Source organism: Streptomyces sp. NPDC058045, assembly GCF_042885635.1.
Lineage (GTDB): Bacteria > Actinomycetota > Actinomycetes > Streptomycetales > Streptomycetaceae > Streptomyces.
On record NZ_JBHVRR010000002.1, the window covers coordinates 258,809 to 275,777 of the forward strand.

At 72.1% G+C, this 16,969-nt stretch carries 10 protein-coding genes; 1 reads left to right on the forward strand and 9 read right to left on the reverse strand.

Translation table 11 applies throughout. The features are described from left to right. The first annotated feature begins 119 nt into the window (after positions 1-119). Positions 120-2,141 carry a hypothetical protein gene (locus tag ACFVST_RS02960; RefSeq protein WP_390146232.1) on the forward strand — a complete coding sequence of 674 codons (2,022 nt, stop codon included), beginning with the start codon at positions 120-122 and terminating at the stop codon, positions 2,139-2,141. 30 nt (positions 2,142-2,171) lie between these two features. Here the strand turns inward: ACFVST_RS02960 and ACFVST_RS02965 are convergent, their stop codons facing one another. The 9 genes from ACFVST_RS02965 to ACFVST_RS03005 all read right to left on the reverse strand — a co-directional run bounded on the left by ACFVST_RS02965 (position 2,172) and on the right by ACFVST_RS03005 (position 16,633). Continuing rightward, complete coding sequence (locus ACFVST_RS02965) at positions 2,172-3,398, reverse strand: glycosyltransferase family 2 protein (RefSeq protein WP_390146234.1); 1,227 nt, start codon at positions 3,396-3,398, stop codon at positions 2,172-2,174. 180 nt (positions 3,399-3,578) lie between these two features. Further along, entirely contained in the window at positions 3,579-5,660 is a 2,082-nt protein-coding gene (locus ACFVST_RS02970; RefSeq protein WP_390146236.1) for a hypothetical protein, read from the reverse strand. Positions 5,661-5,798: 138 nt separating this feature from the next. Continuing rightward, positions 5,799-7,295, reverse strand: a complete 1,497-nt coding sequence (locus ACFVST_RS02975; protein WP_390146238.1) for a D-ribitol-5-phosphate cytidylyltransferase — start codon at positions 7,293-7,295, stop codon at positions 5,799-5,801. A 310-nt stretch (positions 7,296-7,605) separates the two neighbouring features. Beyond that, positions 7,606-9,081: an FG-GAP and VCBS repeat-containing protein gene (locus tag ACFVST_RS02980; protein WP_390146240.1), complete on the reverse strand. Its 1,476-nt coding sequence runs from the start codon at positions 9,079-9,081 to the stop codon at positions 7,606-7,608. Between the two features lie 179 nt (positions 9,082-9,260). Next, entirely contained in the window at positions 9,261-10,697 is a 1,437-nt protein-coding gene (gene obgE, locus ACFVST_RS02985) for a GTPase ObgE (RefSeq protein ID WP_390146242.1), read from the reverse strand. Positions 10,698-10,838: 141 nt separating this feature from the next. Beyond that, complete coding sequence (gene rpmA / locus ACFVST_RS02990) at positions 10,839-11,093, reverse strand: 50S ribosomal protein L27 (protein WP_390146244.1); 255 nt, start codon at positions 11,091-11,093, stop codon at positions 10,839-10,841. A 14-nt stretch (positions 11,094-11,107) separates the two neighbouring features. Further along, the gene (rplU, locus tag ACFVST_RS02995; RefSeq protein ID WP_390146245.1) at positions 11,108-11,428 is read right to left on the reverse strand and encodes a 50S ribosomal protein L21; all 321 of its coding nucleotides are present in this window, start codon (positions 11,426-11,428) and stop codon (positions 11,108-11,110) included. Positions 11,429-11,653: 225 nt separating this feature from the next. Further along, positions 11,654-15,556 (reverse strand): Rne/Rng family ribonuclease, encoded by a 3,903-nt coding sequence (locus ACFVST_RS03000; RefSeq protein ID WP_390146247.1) that lies wholly within the window; start codon positions 15,554-15,556, stop codon positions 11,654-11,656. A gap of 243 nt (positions 15,557-15,799) precedes the next feature. Continuing rightward, on the reverse strand, positions 15,800-16,633 hold the full coding sequence (locus ACFVST_RS03005) for a TIGR03936 family radical SAM-associated protein (protein WP_390146249.1): 834 nt from the start codon (positions 16,631-16,633) through the stop codon (positions 15,800-15,802). Positions 16,634-16,969 lie beyond the last annotated feature (336 nt).

Consider the following 16,969-nt stretch of genomic DNA (forward strand, 5'->3'; position numbering starts at 1 on the left):
GCCATAACCCGGCCGCGGGGTCCCGCGTTGACCAGGGTGTAGCCCCCAGTTCAACGGATGGCTATGTTCCGCATAAAGTGCCCGCACGCACTCACGCGCATCCCTGGAGTCCACCCTCTATGTCGACCACGAGTCGCCTAGGCCAACTGGCCCGGGTGCAACTACTCACACCCGTACTGCTGTTGGCGTCCTACGCCGCCCAGCTCGCCGGCGTCCTCACGGCGCACGCCGGGCTGCTGGCCGCGGGCACCGCCAGCGGGCTGATCGCGGAAGGGATCCTGCACCGCTGGCAGCGGCCCCTGCTGTCGGCCCTGGGGAAGGTGCGCGCCGACGCCACCCTCCGCCAGGTGCTGCGCGACTTCCTCCTGGTGACCGGCCTGCTGATGCTCCAGCCCGGCGACGAGCTCGAACTGCCGCCGGTGGCAGGGCTGTTGTGCTACTACGCCCTGCACCTGGCCTGCCACGCCGCCGCCATCCTGGTACGCCGCACCCGCACCCTGCCGTTCGTCACCCGCAACATCGACGCGGACGCGCTGCGCCTCTCCCCCGCCCCGCCCTCACTGCTGCTGCGCCGGCCCGGTCAGCGGGTACTGCTCTTCGGCCTGCCCGCCACCACCGGACTGCTGCTCAACGCCGCCACCGGCCGCACCGATTGGGCCGAGGCCGGGGTCGCGGTCTCCGTCGCACTGGCCGCGGGCGGTCTCGTCATGCTGCTGGTACGGCTGCTCCCGGGGCGCCGTCCGCTCGGCGAGGAGGCCGCACTGCGGTGGCTGGACTCCTGGCTGGAGCACTACCGGCCCACCGTCGGCATGTACTTCTCCGGCGGCACCTCCTCCGCCTACCAGGCCAATATGTGGCTGGGGCCGCTGGCCGAGATGGAGGGGCGGCCGCTGATCGTGCTGCGTGAGCGCTTCATGGTGCAGAAGATCGCCGCCACCGACATCCCGGTGCTCTGCCTGCCCAAAGTGGCGCATCTGATGCGGCTGGAGCACAGCGCGCTGAAGGTCCTCATCCACCCGGCGAACTCCGGCAAGACCTCCCAGATCCTGCGCATCCCCACCATGAAGCACGCCTTCGTCAACCACGGCGAGAGCGACAAGCTGTCCTCCTGCAACCCGTACGCCAAGGCCTACGACGAGGTGTGGGTCGCCGGTCCCGCCGCCCGGGAGCGGTACGCGCTGGCCGATGTCGGCGTCGACGACCGGGACGTGGTGGAGATCGGCCGCCCCCAACTGGACACCATCCGCCCCTACGCGGGCCCCCCGGCCGAAGGCGCCCCGCTCACCGTGGTCTACGCCCCCACCTGGGAGGGCTGGGACGGCAATCCGGGCAACACCTCGATCGTGCTCGCCGGCGAGCACCTGGTACGGGCGCTGCTCGCCGAGCCGGGGGTGCGGCTGCTGTACAAGCCGCACCCGATGACCGGCTCGGTGGATCCGCGGGCGGGCGCCGCCGACGCCCGTATCCAGGCCATGATCCGGGCCGCCCAGAGTGGCCAGGACCACCGCCCCTCCTCCGCCGTGGCGGCCGAACTCGCCCGCCGTACCGAGGAGTTGGACCGCCTGACCGCGGCCGGGTTCCGGTCCGCCGCGGACGACGCGGAGCGGATGCTGCGGCAGGGCACCCCCGAGCCGGGGCGGGCCGCCGCCGTCGAGGCCGCCACCGTCGCCTGGCAGGACGCCTACTGGGCCTCGCTGCCGCCCACCGCCCACCAGATCATCACCGGCCCCCGGCCCGCCCTGTACTCCTGCTTCGACGTGGCGGACCTGCTGGTGAGCGATGTGTCCAGCGTGGTCTCCGACTACCTCGCCAGCGGCAAGCCGTACGCGGTGGCCAACACCAGCGGGCTGCCGGAGGAGGAGTTCCGCCGGGCCTTCCCCACCACCGCGGCGGCCGCGGTCCTCTCCCCCGAGGCGACCGAGGTGCCCGCGCTGCTGGCGTCGGTACGCGATCCGCGGCTCGATCTGCTCATCGGTGCGCGGGCCGAGCTGAAGCGGCGGCTGCTGGGCCCGGACGAGCCGCCGTCCGTGGTCCGCTTCCGCCGGGCGGCCGAGGCGCTGCGGCTGAAGGCGGTCGCGCACGAGGAGCGGATGGCCGCCCGGGAGGCCGAGGGCCTGGCGGTCCAGAGCGAGGTGGTCTGACCCGTCCCGGACGGTGCGGGGAGCCATGGCTCAGGCCGCGGCGACCGGCGCGGGGCGGCCCTTGCTCTTGCCGGAGCCGCGCAGGATACGGCGGGCCACCCGGCGCATCACCCGCACGGTGCGCGGCTGCGCCCGGCGCGGCACGGTGCCGGTGACCACCGCGGCCTCCCGCACGGTGGGCACATACAGCGAGTCGGGTACGCCGGCCTTGGCGTCGCGGAAGTGCGGGTAGCGCAGATAGACGCGGTCGCCGCGGCCGGCGAGCACCATCTCCGGGGTGTTCTTCTTCTGCACGAAGCGGATCACATCGGCCAGCAGGTCGGGGCGGCCCGCGGCGGCCAGGTGCAGCCGCAGCCGCTCGTTGACCTTCAGCCGGTCCGATACGCCCGGCGTCCAGAACTCGGCGAGCAGCGGCGCGGCCAGCTCCAGCTTGTGCTTGCGGACGGCCTCGTCCTGCTTGAGGAAGGCGGGGCCGAACTGCGGCAGCACCGTGATCACGAAGGGCCGCACCATCAGCAGGTCGCGCCGCTCCCCGGCCGGGACCCTGGCGGCGATCAACTCCATCAGCGCCCGCGCCGATTCAAAGCGCCGGGTGTGGTCCCCGGCCCGGGTGGCGTGCTTGCCGTCCTCGCGGCGCACCAGGTAGTAGCAGACATGGTCCGCGACGACGGAGACACCGTCCGCCCGCAGATAGGCGTCCAGGGTGAAGAGCGCGTCCTCGCCGGTGATCAGCGACTCGTCGAAGCGGATGCCGTGCTGCTCCAACATGCTGCGGCGGAACAGCTTCTGGGCGCTCAGGGTGTACTTGATGTTGGAGGAGAAGACATCGGTACGGTCCAGATTGCGGCCCCACATGGACTTGGGGGCGCCCCGGTTGACGCCGACGACCTTGCCCAGCACCACATCGGTGCCGTTGCGGTCGCCCATCGCGGTCATCCGCTCCAGGGCCTCGGGCCCGAGGTGGTCGTCGGCGTCCAGGAAGAAGACCCAGCGGCCCCGGGCCAGGCCGAGGCCGACATTGCGGGGACCGCTGGGGCCGCCGGAGTTCTGCTGCCGGACGACGCGCATCGGTATCGGGGTGCGGGCGGCGAACTCCTCCAGGTACGCACCGGACCCGTCGGTGGAGCCGTCGTCCACCGCGACGATCTCGATCCGCTCGGCCGCCAGGCTCTGCGCCGCCACCGAGTCCAGGCACTTGGTCAGATACGGCATCGCCTCGTACGCGCCGATCACCACGGTCACATCGGGTTCGCTCACGGCACCTGTCCCCCTCGTTCTCCGGTCGCCTGCAAGACGAGCGAGGGGTGGGCCGCGTTGCCCCCGAATGCCGGATTCGGGCTGTGGGATGTGCCACACACACCGGCCGGGGCGGAAAACACCTGGTCCCGCGACCGGTTGACGGCCGCGGGACCAGGAAGTGCGCAGGAGACGCCGGGCTCAGGTGACGGCGGTGCCGGTCTGGGTGCTCTGCTCGGCGGTGGCCGGGCGCGGGGCGGGCACCTGCTCGGCGGCCGCGAGCTGGCCCTCGTTGCGCGCCTCGGCCTTGGCGGCCAGGGCGTCCACCGCGGAGTTGAAGCGGACCATGGACGCCGGCTCGTCGGGGCCGAGCAGGTACTCCTTCAACTCGGCGCGGGCGGCGGCCAGTTCATCGGCGGCCGGGTCGCGCACCGCGGCCAGCAGCGCGTCCAGTTCACCCGCCCCGTTGGACAGGATGACGGCGGCGCGTACCGCGGTGTTCTGCCGTTTGAACTCCTCGGCGCCCAGCTCGGCCGAGTCGGTCACCGCGTACGGCTTGCCGCTGGCGATGAAGTCGGAGACCACGCTGGAGATGTCGGAGACCATCGCCTCGGACTCGTTGAAGCAGTCGTAGAGCCGGGGCTCGGCGCCCTCGATGACGCGGTGCTCCCAGCTCGGGAAGGAGCGCCAGTAGGCGGCGTTCCACTCCTCGCGCAGCCGTCCCGCCTCGGCCTCGCGCTCCGGGTCGGCCATCCCGTCACGGGAGGCGACCGCCTCGTCGCCCTCCTCGCCGCCGACCGCCAGCTCGTCCAACCGGGCCTCGATACGGGCGAGTTCGGCGCGGGCCGAGTCCTGGGCCGCGGGGTCGGCGGTCCACCGCGGGTCGGCGGCGCGCTGCGCGGCAGCCTGCTCGACCAGGGCGGTGATCTTCAGATGGACGGCCTTGGCGGCGGCGCTGCGGGTGCCGGTGAAGGGGTGCGGCTTGTAGAGGACGCGGACCGCGGGGTCGGCGGCAAGCAGCCGCCGGACGATGTTCTCCCCGGCCAGCAGCAGCGAGGTGTTGCCCGGGTCGTCGTCCCAGCCCTCCCAGGTGGGGGCGTAGAGGACGGTGGGTATGCGGTCCTCGGGGACGGTGCCGGTCCAGGGGGCGATGGGGGCGAGCTGGGGGCGGCCCACCTCGGCTATGTCCTCGTCGCGGACACCGACATCGGCCAGCGCGTACCGGTCCCGCCCGGCCCGGCCCGCGGTCCACACCTCGTCGTAGACCTTGCTGTACGGGTTGACGCTGGCGAGCTTGTCGCTGTCGCCGTGGCCGATGAAGACGTGCTTGATGGTGGGCACCCGCAGCAGGTGGATGTTCTTGCCGACGTTGGCGGCGTAGAGGGCGACGCGCACCGTGGACAGGTCCATGTTCATCAGATGGACGCCGCCGGGCACACAGATCACCGGGACGCCGGTGCGGGCCATCCGCTTGAGGATGACGCGCTCCCGCAGGATCACCAGGGGGCGGGTGTCGAGCTGCTCCATGGTCTCCAGCCACATGTTGAGCTGGTAGGCGGAGTCCCTGGAGCCGGAGAAGTAGAGCACCGTCTCGGGGCGGTACTCGCGCAGCCAGTCGTCGACCCGCTCCAGCACCACCTCGGCGCGCGGCGGGATGCGTCCGCCGCGCACCCAGGGCACCAGCGCCAGCAGATAGCCGAGGCCCAGCACCAGGCTGACCGCGATCCCGGCGAAGCCCCAGACGGTGGCGTCGGTCTCGGCCGCGATCAGCAGCCCGACGACGGCGAAGAGGTCGAGGTGGAGCATCTTCTCGGCGGGCCGCGAGGTGAGGAAGCGCGGCGGGGCGTCCGGGATGCCGACCTTGGAGAGGTCCACATTGCGGGTGGCGACCGGCAGCCGGCGGCGGTTGCGGATCAGGGTGATGATCGCGCCGTGCGGGGCCTGGAACGCGTAGAAGACCAGGAAGCAGGCGATGGCCCCGTAGAAGAGCGGGGTCCTGGAGAGGTCCATCCGGGCCAGCAGCAGGATGAGCAGCAGCTCGCGGATCAGGAAGCGGATGGAGAGACCCGCCCTGACCTTGCCGAGCCGGTTGATCAGATAGCTGCCCCGGTGGTGCAGGAATCTGTCCGCCAGATACGTCGTCGCGGCGGCGACGGCGAAGCCGGCGACGCTCGGCACCAGAGCCGCCACCATGATCCCCGGGTATCCCAGGAGGAGGAGGAACGCGGCGGCCAGCTCGGTGCGACTGCCCACTCGGGCGACGCGGATGGCGGTGGTTATCACAGAGGACCTACTTCTGAGGGTCGTGCCGGTTCTGTGTGGAATGCGTCATTTGCGAAGACCTCGCCTCAATCGACACAGGCCTCTGGCGGCGCCCCCGAGGCGCCCCCAGAGGCCTGTGACCATGACGGCCAATCAGTATTACACGCTCTCCTGACGGTCCAGAACGGACGCCAGCGCCTGCTCGAAGCCGGACGCGGAGCTGGCACCGGCCGTCGGATCGAGCTGCCGTACGTCGATGACATGCCCGGTCAGCTCGGACACCAGGACATCGAGCGAGGCCCGCGCCACCGCCTCCGAGGAGAGCAGACTGCCGGCCGGCTCCTCGCCGAAGGCCTTGGTCCGCATCGGCGTCGCGGTCCGCTCCGGGTTGATGCAGTTGACCCGGATCCCGTCGCCCGCCCACTCGTCGGACAGCGCCTGGGTGAGGTTCACCATGGCGGCCTTGGTGGAGGAGTAGAGGCTGTACTCGGCCCGGCCCCGGGTGTAGCTGGAGGAGGTGTAGAGCAGCAACTGCCCCTTGCTCTCCGCGAGGTACTTGTACGAGGCGCGGGCGATCTGCACCGGCGCCAGGTAGTTGACCTTGAGGGCTTCCTCGATGGTCGCGTTGTCCGTCTCGGCGAGCTTGCCGATGCGCAGCACACCCGCGGTGTTGATGACGTAGTCGACCCGGCCGGTCTCCGCGTACGCCTTCGACAGGGCCGCCTCGACCTCCTCCGGATTCTCCACATGGGTGCCGGTGGTGGAGCGGCCGAGGGCGTAGGACGTGGCGCCGAAGCTCTCCGCGAGATCCGCGATGTCCTTGCCGATGCCGTACGAGCCGCCGAAGACCACCACGGTCTTGCCGGCCAGCAGCTCCCGGTACGCCTCGTCGCCGGCCTGGGCCGGGGCGGCGCTGGACGCGAGCTGGAAGAGCTTGTCCGCGATGAAGACGTCGACCGGCTGGGTCACCTTCATGTTGTACTCGTCGCCCGCGACCACATGGATCGGCACATCCGGCAGGTACTTGAGCACCACCGAACAGTCGTCCGTGGCCTGGAAGTTGGGGTCGCCGGCGGCCACCTCGTAGGCGCGGCGGATGGTGGACAGCTTGAACGCCTGCGGGGTCTGGCCGCGGCGCAGCCGGGAGCGGTCCGGGACGTCGGTGATGAACTCGCCGTCCTCACCGTGGGTGCGGGTCACGATGATGGTGTCCGCGGAGGGGATCGCCACATCGACCGCCTGGTACCGGTCGAGGGCGGCCACGCAGTCGTCTATCACGCGCTGCGACAGCAGCGGGCGCACCGCGTCATGGAAGAGGACATTGCGGTCCTCGCCCTCGGCGAGGCCCTCGCCTAGGGCGCTGATGGCGCGCTCGGTGGTCTCGTTGCGGGTGGAGCCGCCCTCGATGACCCGGCTCACCTTGGTGAACCCGGCCTTCGCCACGATCTTCTCCACGTCCGGCACATAGCCCGGCGCCATCAGCACGATGATGTCGTCGACCGAGTCCGCGTGCTCGAAGGTGGTCAGCGTGTGCTCGATGACGGCCTTGCCGGCGATCTTCAGCAGTTGCTTCGGGATCGACAGACCCACCCGCTGACCGGTACCACCGGCCAGGATCACTGCGGTGGTTCGGGGTGTGGCTATGTGCTCGGACACAGGCTACCTACCTTGGGGCGACTGGGATCTGGCGATGGTCTCACTCACGGTTACCGCCGTGCAAGGTGAGCGGTGGGGCCCCCACAGGTGCGGTCCACCGGTCATTCACCCTGGCAACGCCCGGCGTTGACCGGAGGTGCCCGGCCCCGCTGTGTGACGGACCGCACAGGGGAGGCCCTGTGAGGAATCCGACCCGCTGACTCCGGGTCGACCGGCCGTCACCCGCAGCGGCACCGGCCTGCGGGGCCGCCCTGCCGGCGGACCGGCGGGGCGCCAGAACCCCCGCCGCCCGCCAACAGGGCGCGCACGCTCAGAAGTTGAAGGCGCCGCCCAGCTTGGCGCCGGCCGCGACCGTGCCCAGGGTGCCCGCGCCGAAGGTGAACGAGCCCTTGGGGTTCACCCCGGACGCGGTGGACGGCAGCACCCACACCGAACCGGCCTCCTCGTTCTCCCCCGGAGCGCCCACCACCAGGTCCGCCCTGCCGTCACCGTCGGTGTCGGCCAGCTTCGTCGCCGTACCGAAGGTGTCACCGCTCTCCGCGACGCCGGGGACGCCCGGGGTGTCCTGGCTGAGGACCTGCGAACCGCTGGCGGTCAGGCCGGACTTGGAGCCGCGCAGGGTGACCACCGCACCGGCCTTCTTCTTCCTGTCGAAGGTCTCGTTGCGCACTCCGACCGAGACGTCCGCACGGCCGTCGCCGTCGATGTCGCCCACCGACACCCCGGCGCCGAAGCCGTCCCCGGCCTCGGCGACACCGGGCACGCCCTTGCTGTCCTGGTTGAAGGAGTGCGCCCGGCTCACATCGGGGCCGCCCGCACCGCCCGGCAGGAAGGTGACCATGCCGCCCTTGGCGAGCGGTGTGTCCAGGTCGCTGTCGTAGCCGTCGACGGCCCGGCCCACCACGATGTCGCCGAAGCCGTCCCCGTCCACATCACCGATGTCGAGGTTCTCCCCGCCCTGGAGCCGGCCCCCGTCCGCCTTGGTGACGACCTTGTACGGGGCGGGCCCGGAGCCCTTGGTGCCCTGCCAGTAGGCGACCCGGCGGGCGTCGTACTCGTCGCCGTCGTTCATCGCCGCGGCGATGTCGGTGACCCCGTCGCCGTTGAGGTCGCCCGAGGCCAGGTCAAGGATCCGGCTGTCGAACTCGTCCTTCACCACCCGGGTGCCGGCCGCCTTGCCGTCCCGGCCGAACGGGCCGCTGAGCACCTTCAGATCGTGGGAGCCGGAGACCGTCGCCAGATCCCGGTGCCCGTCCCCGTCGAAGTCCCCGGCGACGACCTTGCCGCCTATCCCCTCGTACGCCTCTGTGCCGGTCAGCAGGGTCGTCGAGGTGGCGAGGCCCTTGGCGCCGCCCCAGATCACGGCCAGCGAACCGGTGTCGGTGCCGACGGTCTCGTCGTTCTCCCCCGCCGAACCCACCACCAGGTCCGCATAGCCGTCCCCGTCCAGGTCCGCCGTGGTGACGGCGCTGCCATAGGCGTCGCCCTGCTCGGCGACGCCCGGCATACCCGGCGCGTTCTGGCTGAAGACCTGCCGGCTCGACTTCTTCAGGCCGTCCGCGGAGCCGTACATCACGGCCACATAGCCCGCCTGCTTCTTACCGTCGACGGTGGCGTCCGGTGCGGCGAAGGCGACGTCCGCGTAGCCGTCACCGTTGAAGTCGTCCTCCAGGGTGCGGCCGGCGGGGCGTTGGGTGTCCGCGGAGGCCGTGGGGGCGGTCGCGGCGAGCGTCACCGCCACCGCCGCGATCAGCCCCAGCCGGCCGGCCCTGGTGCGCGCGTTCATGATCGGTTCCTCCGTCGACGTGGGGGTCATGGTGCGGCGCCCGCGCCCGGAGGACTCCCTCCCGACGACCCGGACGGCGACGGGCCGACCTCAGCCGCCCCGTCTCCCCCTGCCAGACCCCCTGCCGCAACGGATGGTTGCCTCGGTCGGCCCGGAAGATGCCCGTCCGGACGGAATCGTCAGAACGGCTCGAAACCGTCGAACTCCTGCTGTGCCTCGTCCCGTTCGGCCTGCCGGTCGCGACGGCGCTGGGCTGCGGGGCGGGGCGCTTCGAAGCGGTGGTCCTCGCCCCGGCGGCCGAGCATCTCGGCGCCGGCCATGGCGGTGGGCTCCCAGTCGAAGACCACCGCGTTCTCCTCGGGGCCGATGGCGACGCCGTCGCCGTTGCGGGCGCCGGCCCGCATCAACTGGTCCTCCACACCGAGGCGGGCGAGCCGGTCCGCGAGGTAGCCGACGGCCTCGTCGTTGTTGAAGTCGGTCTGGCGCACCCAGCGTTCGGGCTTCTCGCCGCGGACCCGGTACATGCCCTCGTCCTCGCGGGTCACGGTGAAGCCGTCGTCGTCGACCGCCTTGGGGCGGATGACGACCCGGGTCGCCTCCTCCTTCGGCCGCGCCTCACGGGCCCGCGTCACCAACTCGGCCAGCGCGAAGGACAGTTCACGCAGCCCCAGATGGGCGACCGCGGAGGCCTCGAAGACGCGGTAGCCGCGGGACTCCAGGTCGGGGCGGACCAGTTCGGCGAGGTCACGCCCGTCCGGTACGTCGATCTTGTTGAGGACGACCACCCGGGGCCGCCCGTCCAGCCCGCCGTACTGGGCGAGTTCGGCCTCGATGGTGTCGAGGTCGGAGAGCGGGTCCCGGTCCGTTTCCAGCGCCGCGGTGTCCAGGACGTGCACCAGGACGCTGCACCGCTCCACATGCCGCAGGAACTCAAGCCCCAGGCCCTTGCCCTGGCTGGCGCCGGGGATGAGGCCCGGCACATCGGCCACGGTGTAGACGGTGGCGCCCGCGGTGACCACGCCCAGGTTGGGCACCAGCGTGGTGAAGGGGTAGTCCGCGATCTTCGGCTTGGCCGCGGAGAGTACGGAGATCAGCGAGGACTTGCCGGCACTGGGGTAGCCGACGAGCGCCACATCGGCGACCGTCTTCAACTCCAGCACCACGTCCCCGCCCTGCCCGGGCTCGCCGAGGAGGGCGAAGCCGGGGGCCTTGCGGCGGGCGGAGGAGAGCGCCGCGTTGCCGAGGCCGCCGCGTCCGCCCTGCGCGGCCACGAAGGAGGTGCCGTGACCGACCAGGTCGGCCAGCACCTCGCCCTGCTTGTCCAGGACGACGGTGCCGTCGGGGACCGGCAGCACCAGGTCCTGCCCGTCCTTGCCGGCGCGGTTGCCGCCCTCGCCGGGGCGGCCGTTGGTGGCCTTGCGGTGCGGGCTGTGGTGGTAGTCGAGCAGCGTGGTGACGGACTGGTCGACGACGAGGATCACATCGCCGCCGCGTCCGCCGTTGCCGCCGTCCGGCCCGCCGAGCGGCTTGAACTTCTCACGGTGCACGGAGGCACAGCCGTGGCCTCCGTTACCCGCGGCGACGTGGAGTTCGACGCGGTCCACGAAGGTGGTCATGGGGGTGCCTCCAGATACGTACGGAAATTTCGGGGTGCGTGACGCGGTGCCTGTCCGCGTAACGCGCGAAGGGCGGACCCGCTTCCCGGCTCGGGAAGTCGAGGTCCGCCCTCGCGGAAGATCTGTCCTGCGGGGCCTGGGTCAGGCGACCGGGACGATGTTGACGACCTTGCGGCCGCGGCGGGTACCGAACTCCACCGCGCCGGCGTTCAGCGCGAACAGCGTGTCGTCGCCGCCGCGGCCGACGCCCGAGCCCGGGTGGAAGTGGGTGCCGCGCTGACGGACCAGGATCTCACCGGCGTTGACGACCTGACCGCCGAAGCGCTTCACGCCGAGCCGCTGGGCATTGGAGTCACGACCGTTCCGGGTGGACGATGCGCCCTTCTTATGTGCCATCTCTCCTCAGTCCCTTACTTCGCAGCCGTGGGGATCTCAGTGACCTTGATCGCCGTGTACTGCTGGCGGTGGCCCTGACGACGCCGGTAACCGGTCTTGTTCTTGTAGCGCAGAATGTCGATCTTCTGGCCCTTGTGGTGGTCCACGACCTCGGCCTGGACCTTGATCCCGGCCAGCACCCACGGGTCGCTGGTCACGGACTCGCCGTCGACGAGCAGCAGGGTAGAGAGCTCTACCGAGTCGCCCACCTTGGCAGTGGAAAGCTTGTCAACCTCAACGATGTCGCCGACCGCAACCTTGTGCTGGCGACCACCGCTGCGCACGATGGCGTACACGCGGATCTCACTCTCTGTGCTCGAAACGGGACCTCTGATGCCAGCCGCCCACACGTGCCCTGGGGCCCGATGATCCGCGGGGGACGAGCGGCCTCTCCGGACGGAACCCTGGATCCAGGATCCGGACGTCCGACCGGAGGGAGTTGCTCAGAGGGATGGCGTACAAACGCCGACGGCAAGATTACGGGGCCCGGTCCTGGGGGTCAAACCGGGCCCCGTACCACCTCAGACCTCTTCTGCCGGTGCCGTGACGGAGGGCGCCGGGGACTGCTCCGCCGCCGCGGTCTTCTTCGCCGCGGACTTCTTGGCGGTGGTCTTCTTCGCCGTGGCCGTCTTGGCCGCCGTCTTCTTCGCCGCCGTCTTCTTGGCGGCCGTCTTCTTTGCGGCGCCCTCGGTGGCGGCGCCCTCGGTGGCCTTCTTCGCCGTCGCCTTCTTGGCCGCGGTCTTCTTGGCCGCCGCCGTCTTCGACTCGGCCGTCTTCGACTCGGCCGACTTGGCGGTGGCCTTCTTGGTCGCGGCCTTCTTCGCGGTGGCCTTCTTGGCGGTCTTGCGCGCCGTCTTCTTCGCCGACGCGGCCTCCTCCGCCTCGGTGGCGGTCTCCGCGGCTGCCGCCTCCTCGGCGGCCTCCTCGTCGCGGCCCGCCGCCTCGTTGGCCTCGGGCTCGCCGGAGGCCAGCACCACCACGGCGGACTCCTCGGCCGCGGTGGACGCCGTCTCCTTGCGCACCGCACGGCGGCGGGGACGGGCCGGCGCCGCACTCACGGGCTCCGGCTCGACGGCCTCCGTTCCGGCAGTCGCCTCCGCGGCGGCCTCCGGCTGCGGTACGGGCTCGACGGGCACCGTGACCTCGGCGGCCGACTCGTCGGCGGCCTTGGGCGCACCGGCCGGGGCGGACGCCCGCCGGGTGGCACGACGCCGTGAACGGACCGGCGCGGTCTCCTCGACCGGCTCCGCCTGAGCGGCGGGGGCCTCGGGGGCGACCGGGGTCCCGACCTCGGCCACCGGCTCGGCGGGCGCGGTCTCGGCCGGTGCCGCGGGGGCCGGCTCGGACTCCCTTATGCCACCGGCGGCCTTCGGCGCACCGGCCGGCGCGGACGCCCGCCGGGTGGCACGACGCCTCGAACGGCGACCGCCGCCGACCCCGGCCGCGGCCTCCGCCTCGGCGACACTGCCGTACAGCTCCTCGTCCGGCTTGAAGTCGGGCGCGGGGAGGGCGACCGGCGGTGCGGCCTCAGCGGCCACCTCGGCGGCGGACTCGGGCGCCTCCGCGGCGGCGGGCTCGGTGGCGGCGGGGCGCTCGGTCTCGTGCTGGTGCTCGCCGCCGCGGCCGCGCTTCTTGCGCTTGCCGCCGCCCCCGGTGGAGGCCGGCTGCTCCATGTGCACGATGACACCGCGCCCGTTGCACTGCACACAGGTCTCGGAGAACGACTCCAGCAGGCCCTGGCCGACCCGCTTGCGGGTCATCTGCACCAGGCCGAGCGAGGTGACCTCGGCCACCTGGTGCTTGGTGCGGTCCCGGCCCAGGCACTCCAGCAGCCGCCGCAGCACCAGGTCCCGGTTGGACTCCAGGACCATGTCGATGAAGTCGATGACGACGATGCCGCCCAGGTCGCGCAGCCGGAGCTGACGCACGATCTCCTCGGCCGCCTCCAGGTTGTTCTTGGTGACGGTCTCCTCAAGGTTGCCGCCCTGACCGGTGAACTTGCCGGTGTTGACATCGATCACGACCATGGCCTCGGTCTTGTCGATCACCAGCGAACCACCGCTGGGCAGCCACACCTTGCGGTCCAGCGCCTTCATCAACTGCTCGTCGATGCGGTACGTGGCGAACACGTCGACCTCGCTGGTCCACCGCTGGAGCCGCTCGACCAGGTCGGGCGCCACATGCGAGACATAGCCCTGGACGGTCTCCCAGGCGTCGTCACCGCTGACGATGACCTTGGAGAAGTCCTCGTTGAAGATGTCCCGGACGACGCGGACCGTCATGTCGGGCTCGCCGTAGAGCAGGCTGGGCGAGCTGGTGGAGATCGCCTTGGACTTCTTGCGGATCTCCTCCCACTGGCCCTGGAGCCGCTCCACGTCGCGGCGCAGCTCCTCCTCGCTGGCGCCCTCCGCCGCGGTGCGCACGATGACACCGGCGTCCTCGGGGACGATCTTCTTGAGGATGGTCTTCAGCCGGGACCGCTCGGTGTCGGGCAGCTTGCGGCTGATACCGGTCATCGAGCCCTCGGGCACATAGACCAGATACCGGCCGGGCAGCGAGACCTGGCTGGTGAGGCGGGCGCCCTTGTGCCCGATGGGGTCCTTGGTGACCTGCACCAGCACGGACTGGCCGGACTTGAGGGCGGTCTCGATCCGGCGGGGGCCGCCGGACAGGCCGAGCGCCTCGAAGTTGACCTCGCCGGCGTAGAGGACCGCGTTGCGGCCCTTGCCGATGTCGATGAACGCGGCCTCCATCGACGGCAGCACGTTCTGCACCTTGCCCAGGTACACATTGCCGACGTACGAGGTGGACTGCTCCTTGTTGACGTAGTGCTCGACCAGCACATCGTCTTCGAGGACGCCGATCTGGGTGCGCTCGCCGTGCTGGCGGACCACCATGACCCGCTCGACGGCCTCGCGGCGGGCCAGGAACTCGGCCTCGGTGATGATCGGGACCCGGCGGCGGCCCTGCTCGCGGCCCTCGCGGCGGCGCTGCTTCTTGGCCTCCAGGCGGGTGGAGCCCTTGATGGACTGCACCTCGTCCGATCCGGTGCCGCGCTCCTCCTTCTTACGGGGCTCGCGGACCTTCACCACGGTGCGCTCGGGGTCGTCCGAGGAGGTGTCGTGGTCAGCGCCGCTGTCCCCGGCGCGGCGGCGACGGCGACGGCGGCGACGGCTGGAGGAGCTGCCGCCGTCCTCGCCGTCCTGCTGCTCGTCGTCGGAGTCCTCGGCGCCGGACTGCGTCTCGCGGCCCTGCTCCTCGCCGTCCTCGCCGTTCTCGTCGCCCTGCTCGGCGGCGTCCCCGCGACGGCGGCGGCGCCCGCCACGGCGACGGCGCCGGCGGGAACCGGACTCCTCGCCGTCCTCGCTGTCGCTCTCCGCGGGGTCTTCCGCACCGTCCTCGGCGCCGTCGTCCTCACCGCAGGCGGCCGACTCCTGCGGCTCCTGGGTTCGGGCGGGCTGCTCCTCGTCGGCGGCGCGACGGCGGCGGCGCCTGCGGGAGCCACCGGCCTCGGCGGGCTCGGGGGCCGGGGCCGCGGCGACCTCTTCGGTGTCCTCGGTGTCCTCGCCCTCGTGCTGCGCGGCGGCTTCGGCGGCGGCCGCCGCGGCGGCGCGCTCCGGGGTCTGGAACATCGGCTCGGCGAAGACCGGCGCCTGGAAGACGGCGACGGCGGGGCGCGCGGGACGGCCCTCGGACTCGTCCTCGGCGGCGTCGTCCGCGGCCCGGGCGGCGCGGCCCGACTTGCGGGCCGGCTCGGAGAAGCCGGTCGCGGCACGGCGCACCGCACGGCGGCGCCCGCGACGGGGCTCCTCCTCGGCCGCCTCGACGGCCTCCGCGGCGGGGGCCTCGGCAGACGCGGCGGCTTCAGCGGCCGCCGGTGCGCTCTCGGCCGCGGCGGAACGGCGGGTGGCCCGGCGGCGCGTACGCGGCGCGGGCTCCTCCACCGGAACCTCGGCGGCGGGCGCCTCGGCGGGCGTCTCCACGGCGGCCTCGGCCGCGGTCTCCTGCGGGGCACCGGCGGGTGCGGTGGAACGGCGGGTGGCCCGGCGCCGGGTACGCGGCGCGGACTCCTCCGCCGGTACTTCGGCAGCGGGGGCTTCGGCGGCGGGCGCCTCGGCGGGCGTACTGGTCACCGTCTCCGCGGCTGCGGTCTGGGGGGCGCCGACCGGGGCGGACGCCCGGCGGGTGGCGCGACGGCGGGCACGTGGCGGCGCGGCGTCCTGGGCCGGTGCCTGGGCGGCGAGGTCGGCTGGAGCGGCCGGCTCCACGGACTCGGCCGGTGCGGCGACGGTCTCCACCGCGGCGGATCCCACCGGTGGGCCCGCGGGACGCGAGGCAGCCCGGCGCCGACGACGCGGCGGCAGGGTGTCGCTGGGGGTGTTGTTGTTGTCGGAACCCGCAGTGGGTTCGGTCGGTTCGAGCATTCGGGGGTTTCTCCCGTCAGGCTCCCGGGCGCCGCGTCTGGTCCGGTTGACGTCCACGGCCTTCGCGATCTGTCGCGCTGGGCCGCCGTCCGGGGCGCGGGCGCCGCACGGGAGCTCTCCGTGTCCTGGTCTCGCCGGTTCCGTACGCCATGTGTGCGTACGGCCTGGCGAAAGTCTTCTGGTCGATGCGCTGCCCGACCCTGGTGGCTCCCGAGTACGAGGGCGGCGCTTCGGCGACCTTCCCTACCCGGAACCTTCCGACGGCGCAGCCGTCGCGGTGGCGGTTGCCGCGGCTCCGGGTTGATTGGCCGGAGCGGCCGCGACCGCCTCGCGGTCGGGCGCGAGCGGATCGGTCACCTTGCCGCTCTCCTCATCGAGCAGCCCCTGCGCCAGCCTGGTCACCGCTGCGGGGACCGGCGGCGCCAGGTCGGCCACAGCTCGGAGACCGGACAGGACGTCGTCGGGTCGAACGGCAGGCGTCACGTGCCGAACAACCAGCCGCAGTATCGCACAGGGCCGGTCACCCGGCCTATCAGCCATGACGCCGCCGCTGTCCGCGGCCCCGCCGGCGACCGCGGCCTGCGCCGTGGCCTCGCTGAGTTCGAGGACGGCGGCACGGGCGTCGAAGGTCCGCATTCCGTTCTTGGTGCGACGCTGCACCTCGACGGTGCCGGCGGCGGTGAACGCCTCCGCGGCGCGGCGCGCCGCTTCGGGCTGCACGCCGTCGAGCCGGAGCTCCCACACCGAGGCGGTGAGCCGGTCGGCCAGGCCCGAGGTGCGGGCCTCCACCGCGTCCACCACATCGAGCCCGGTGGGCATGGACTCGTCCAGCAACCCGCGCAGTGCCTGCGGGTCGCGGGGCTCGGTGAGGGCGATCTCCAGGTACTCGGCCTCGCTGCCGGTGCCGGTGGGTGCGGCATTGGCGTAGGACACCTTGGGGTGCGGGGTGAAACCCGCCGAGTACGCCATGGGCACCTCGGCCCGGCGCAGCGCACGTTCGAAGGCGCGCTGGAAGTCGCGGTGACTGGTGAACCGGAGGCGGCCGCGCTTGGTGTAGCGCAGTCGGATGCGCTGCACCGCGGGTGCGGGCGGTGGGCCTTCGGGCTGTCGCTTGCCCAGTGTCCTGATTCCTTCGTGAGTAGGTCGTCCTCCACCCAGGGTACGTGCGCCGCGGCCACAACGTTCCCGGCGGGCCCTGCGCGGGACCGCGGCGGGCGGGGCACTCACCGGACCCGCGCGCCACCTCCGCAACCACTGATCACTTCACGCCACTTCCCTTCACAGAAGCCGCCGCACGTCGCTACTCATCGCTTCACCTTCTGAACGCTCTGCAATCTTCACAAACGGAAGACACCTGACCGATAATTCCGTCACCCATCCCAATCAGCCCTGGAATATACCGAGTTGACGCAC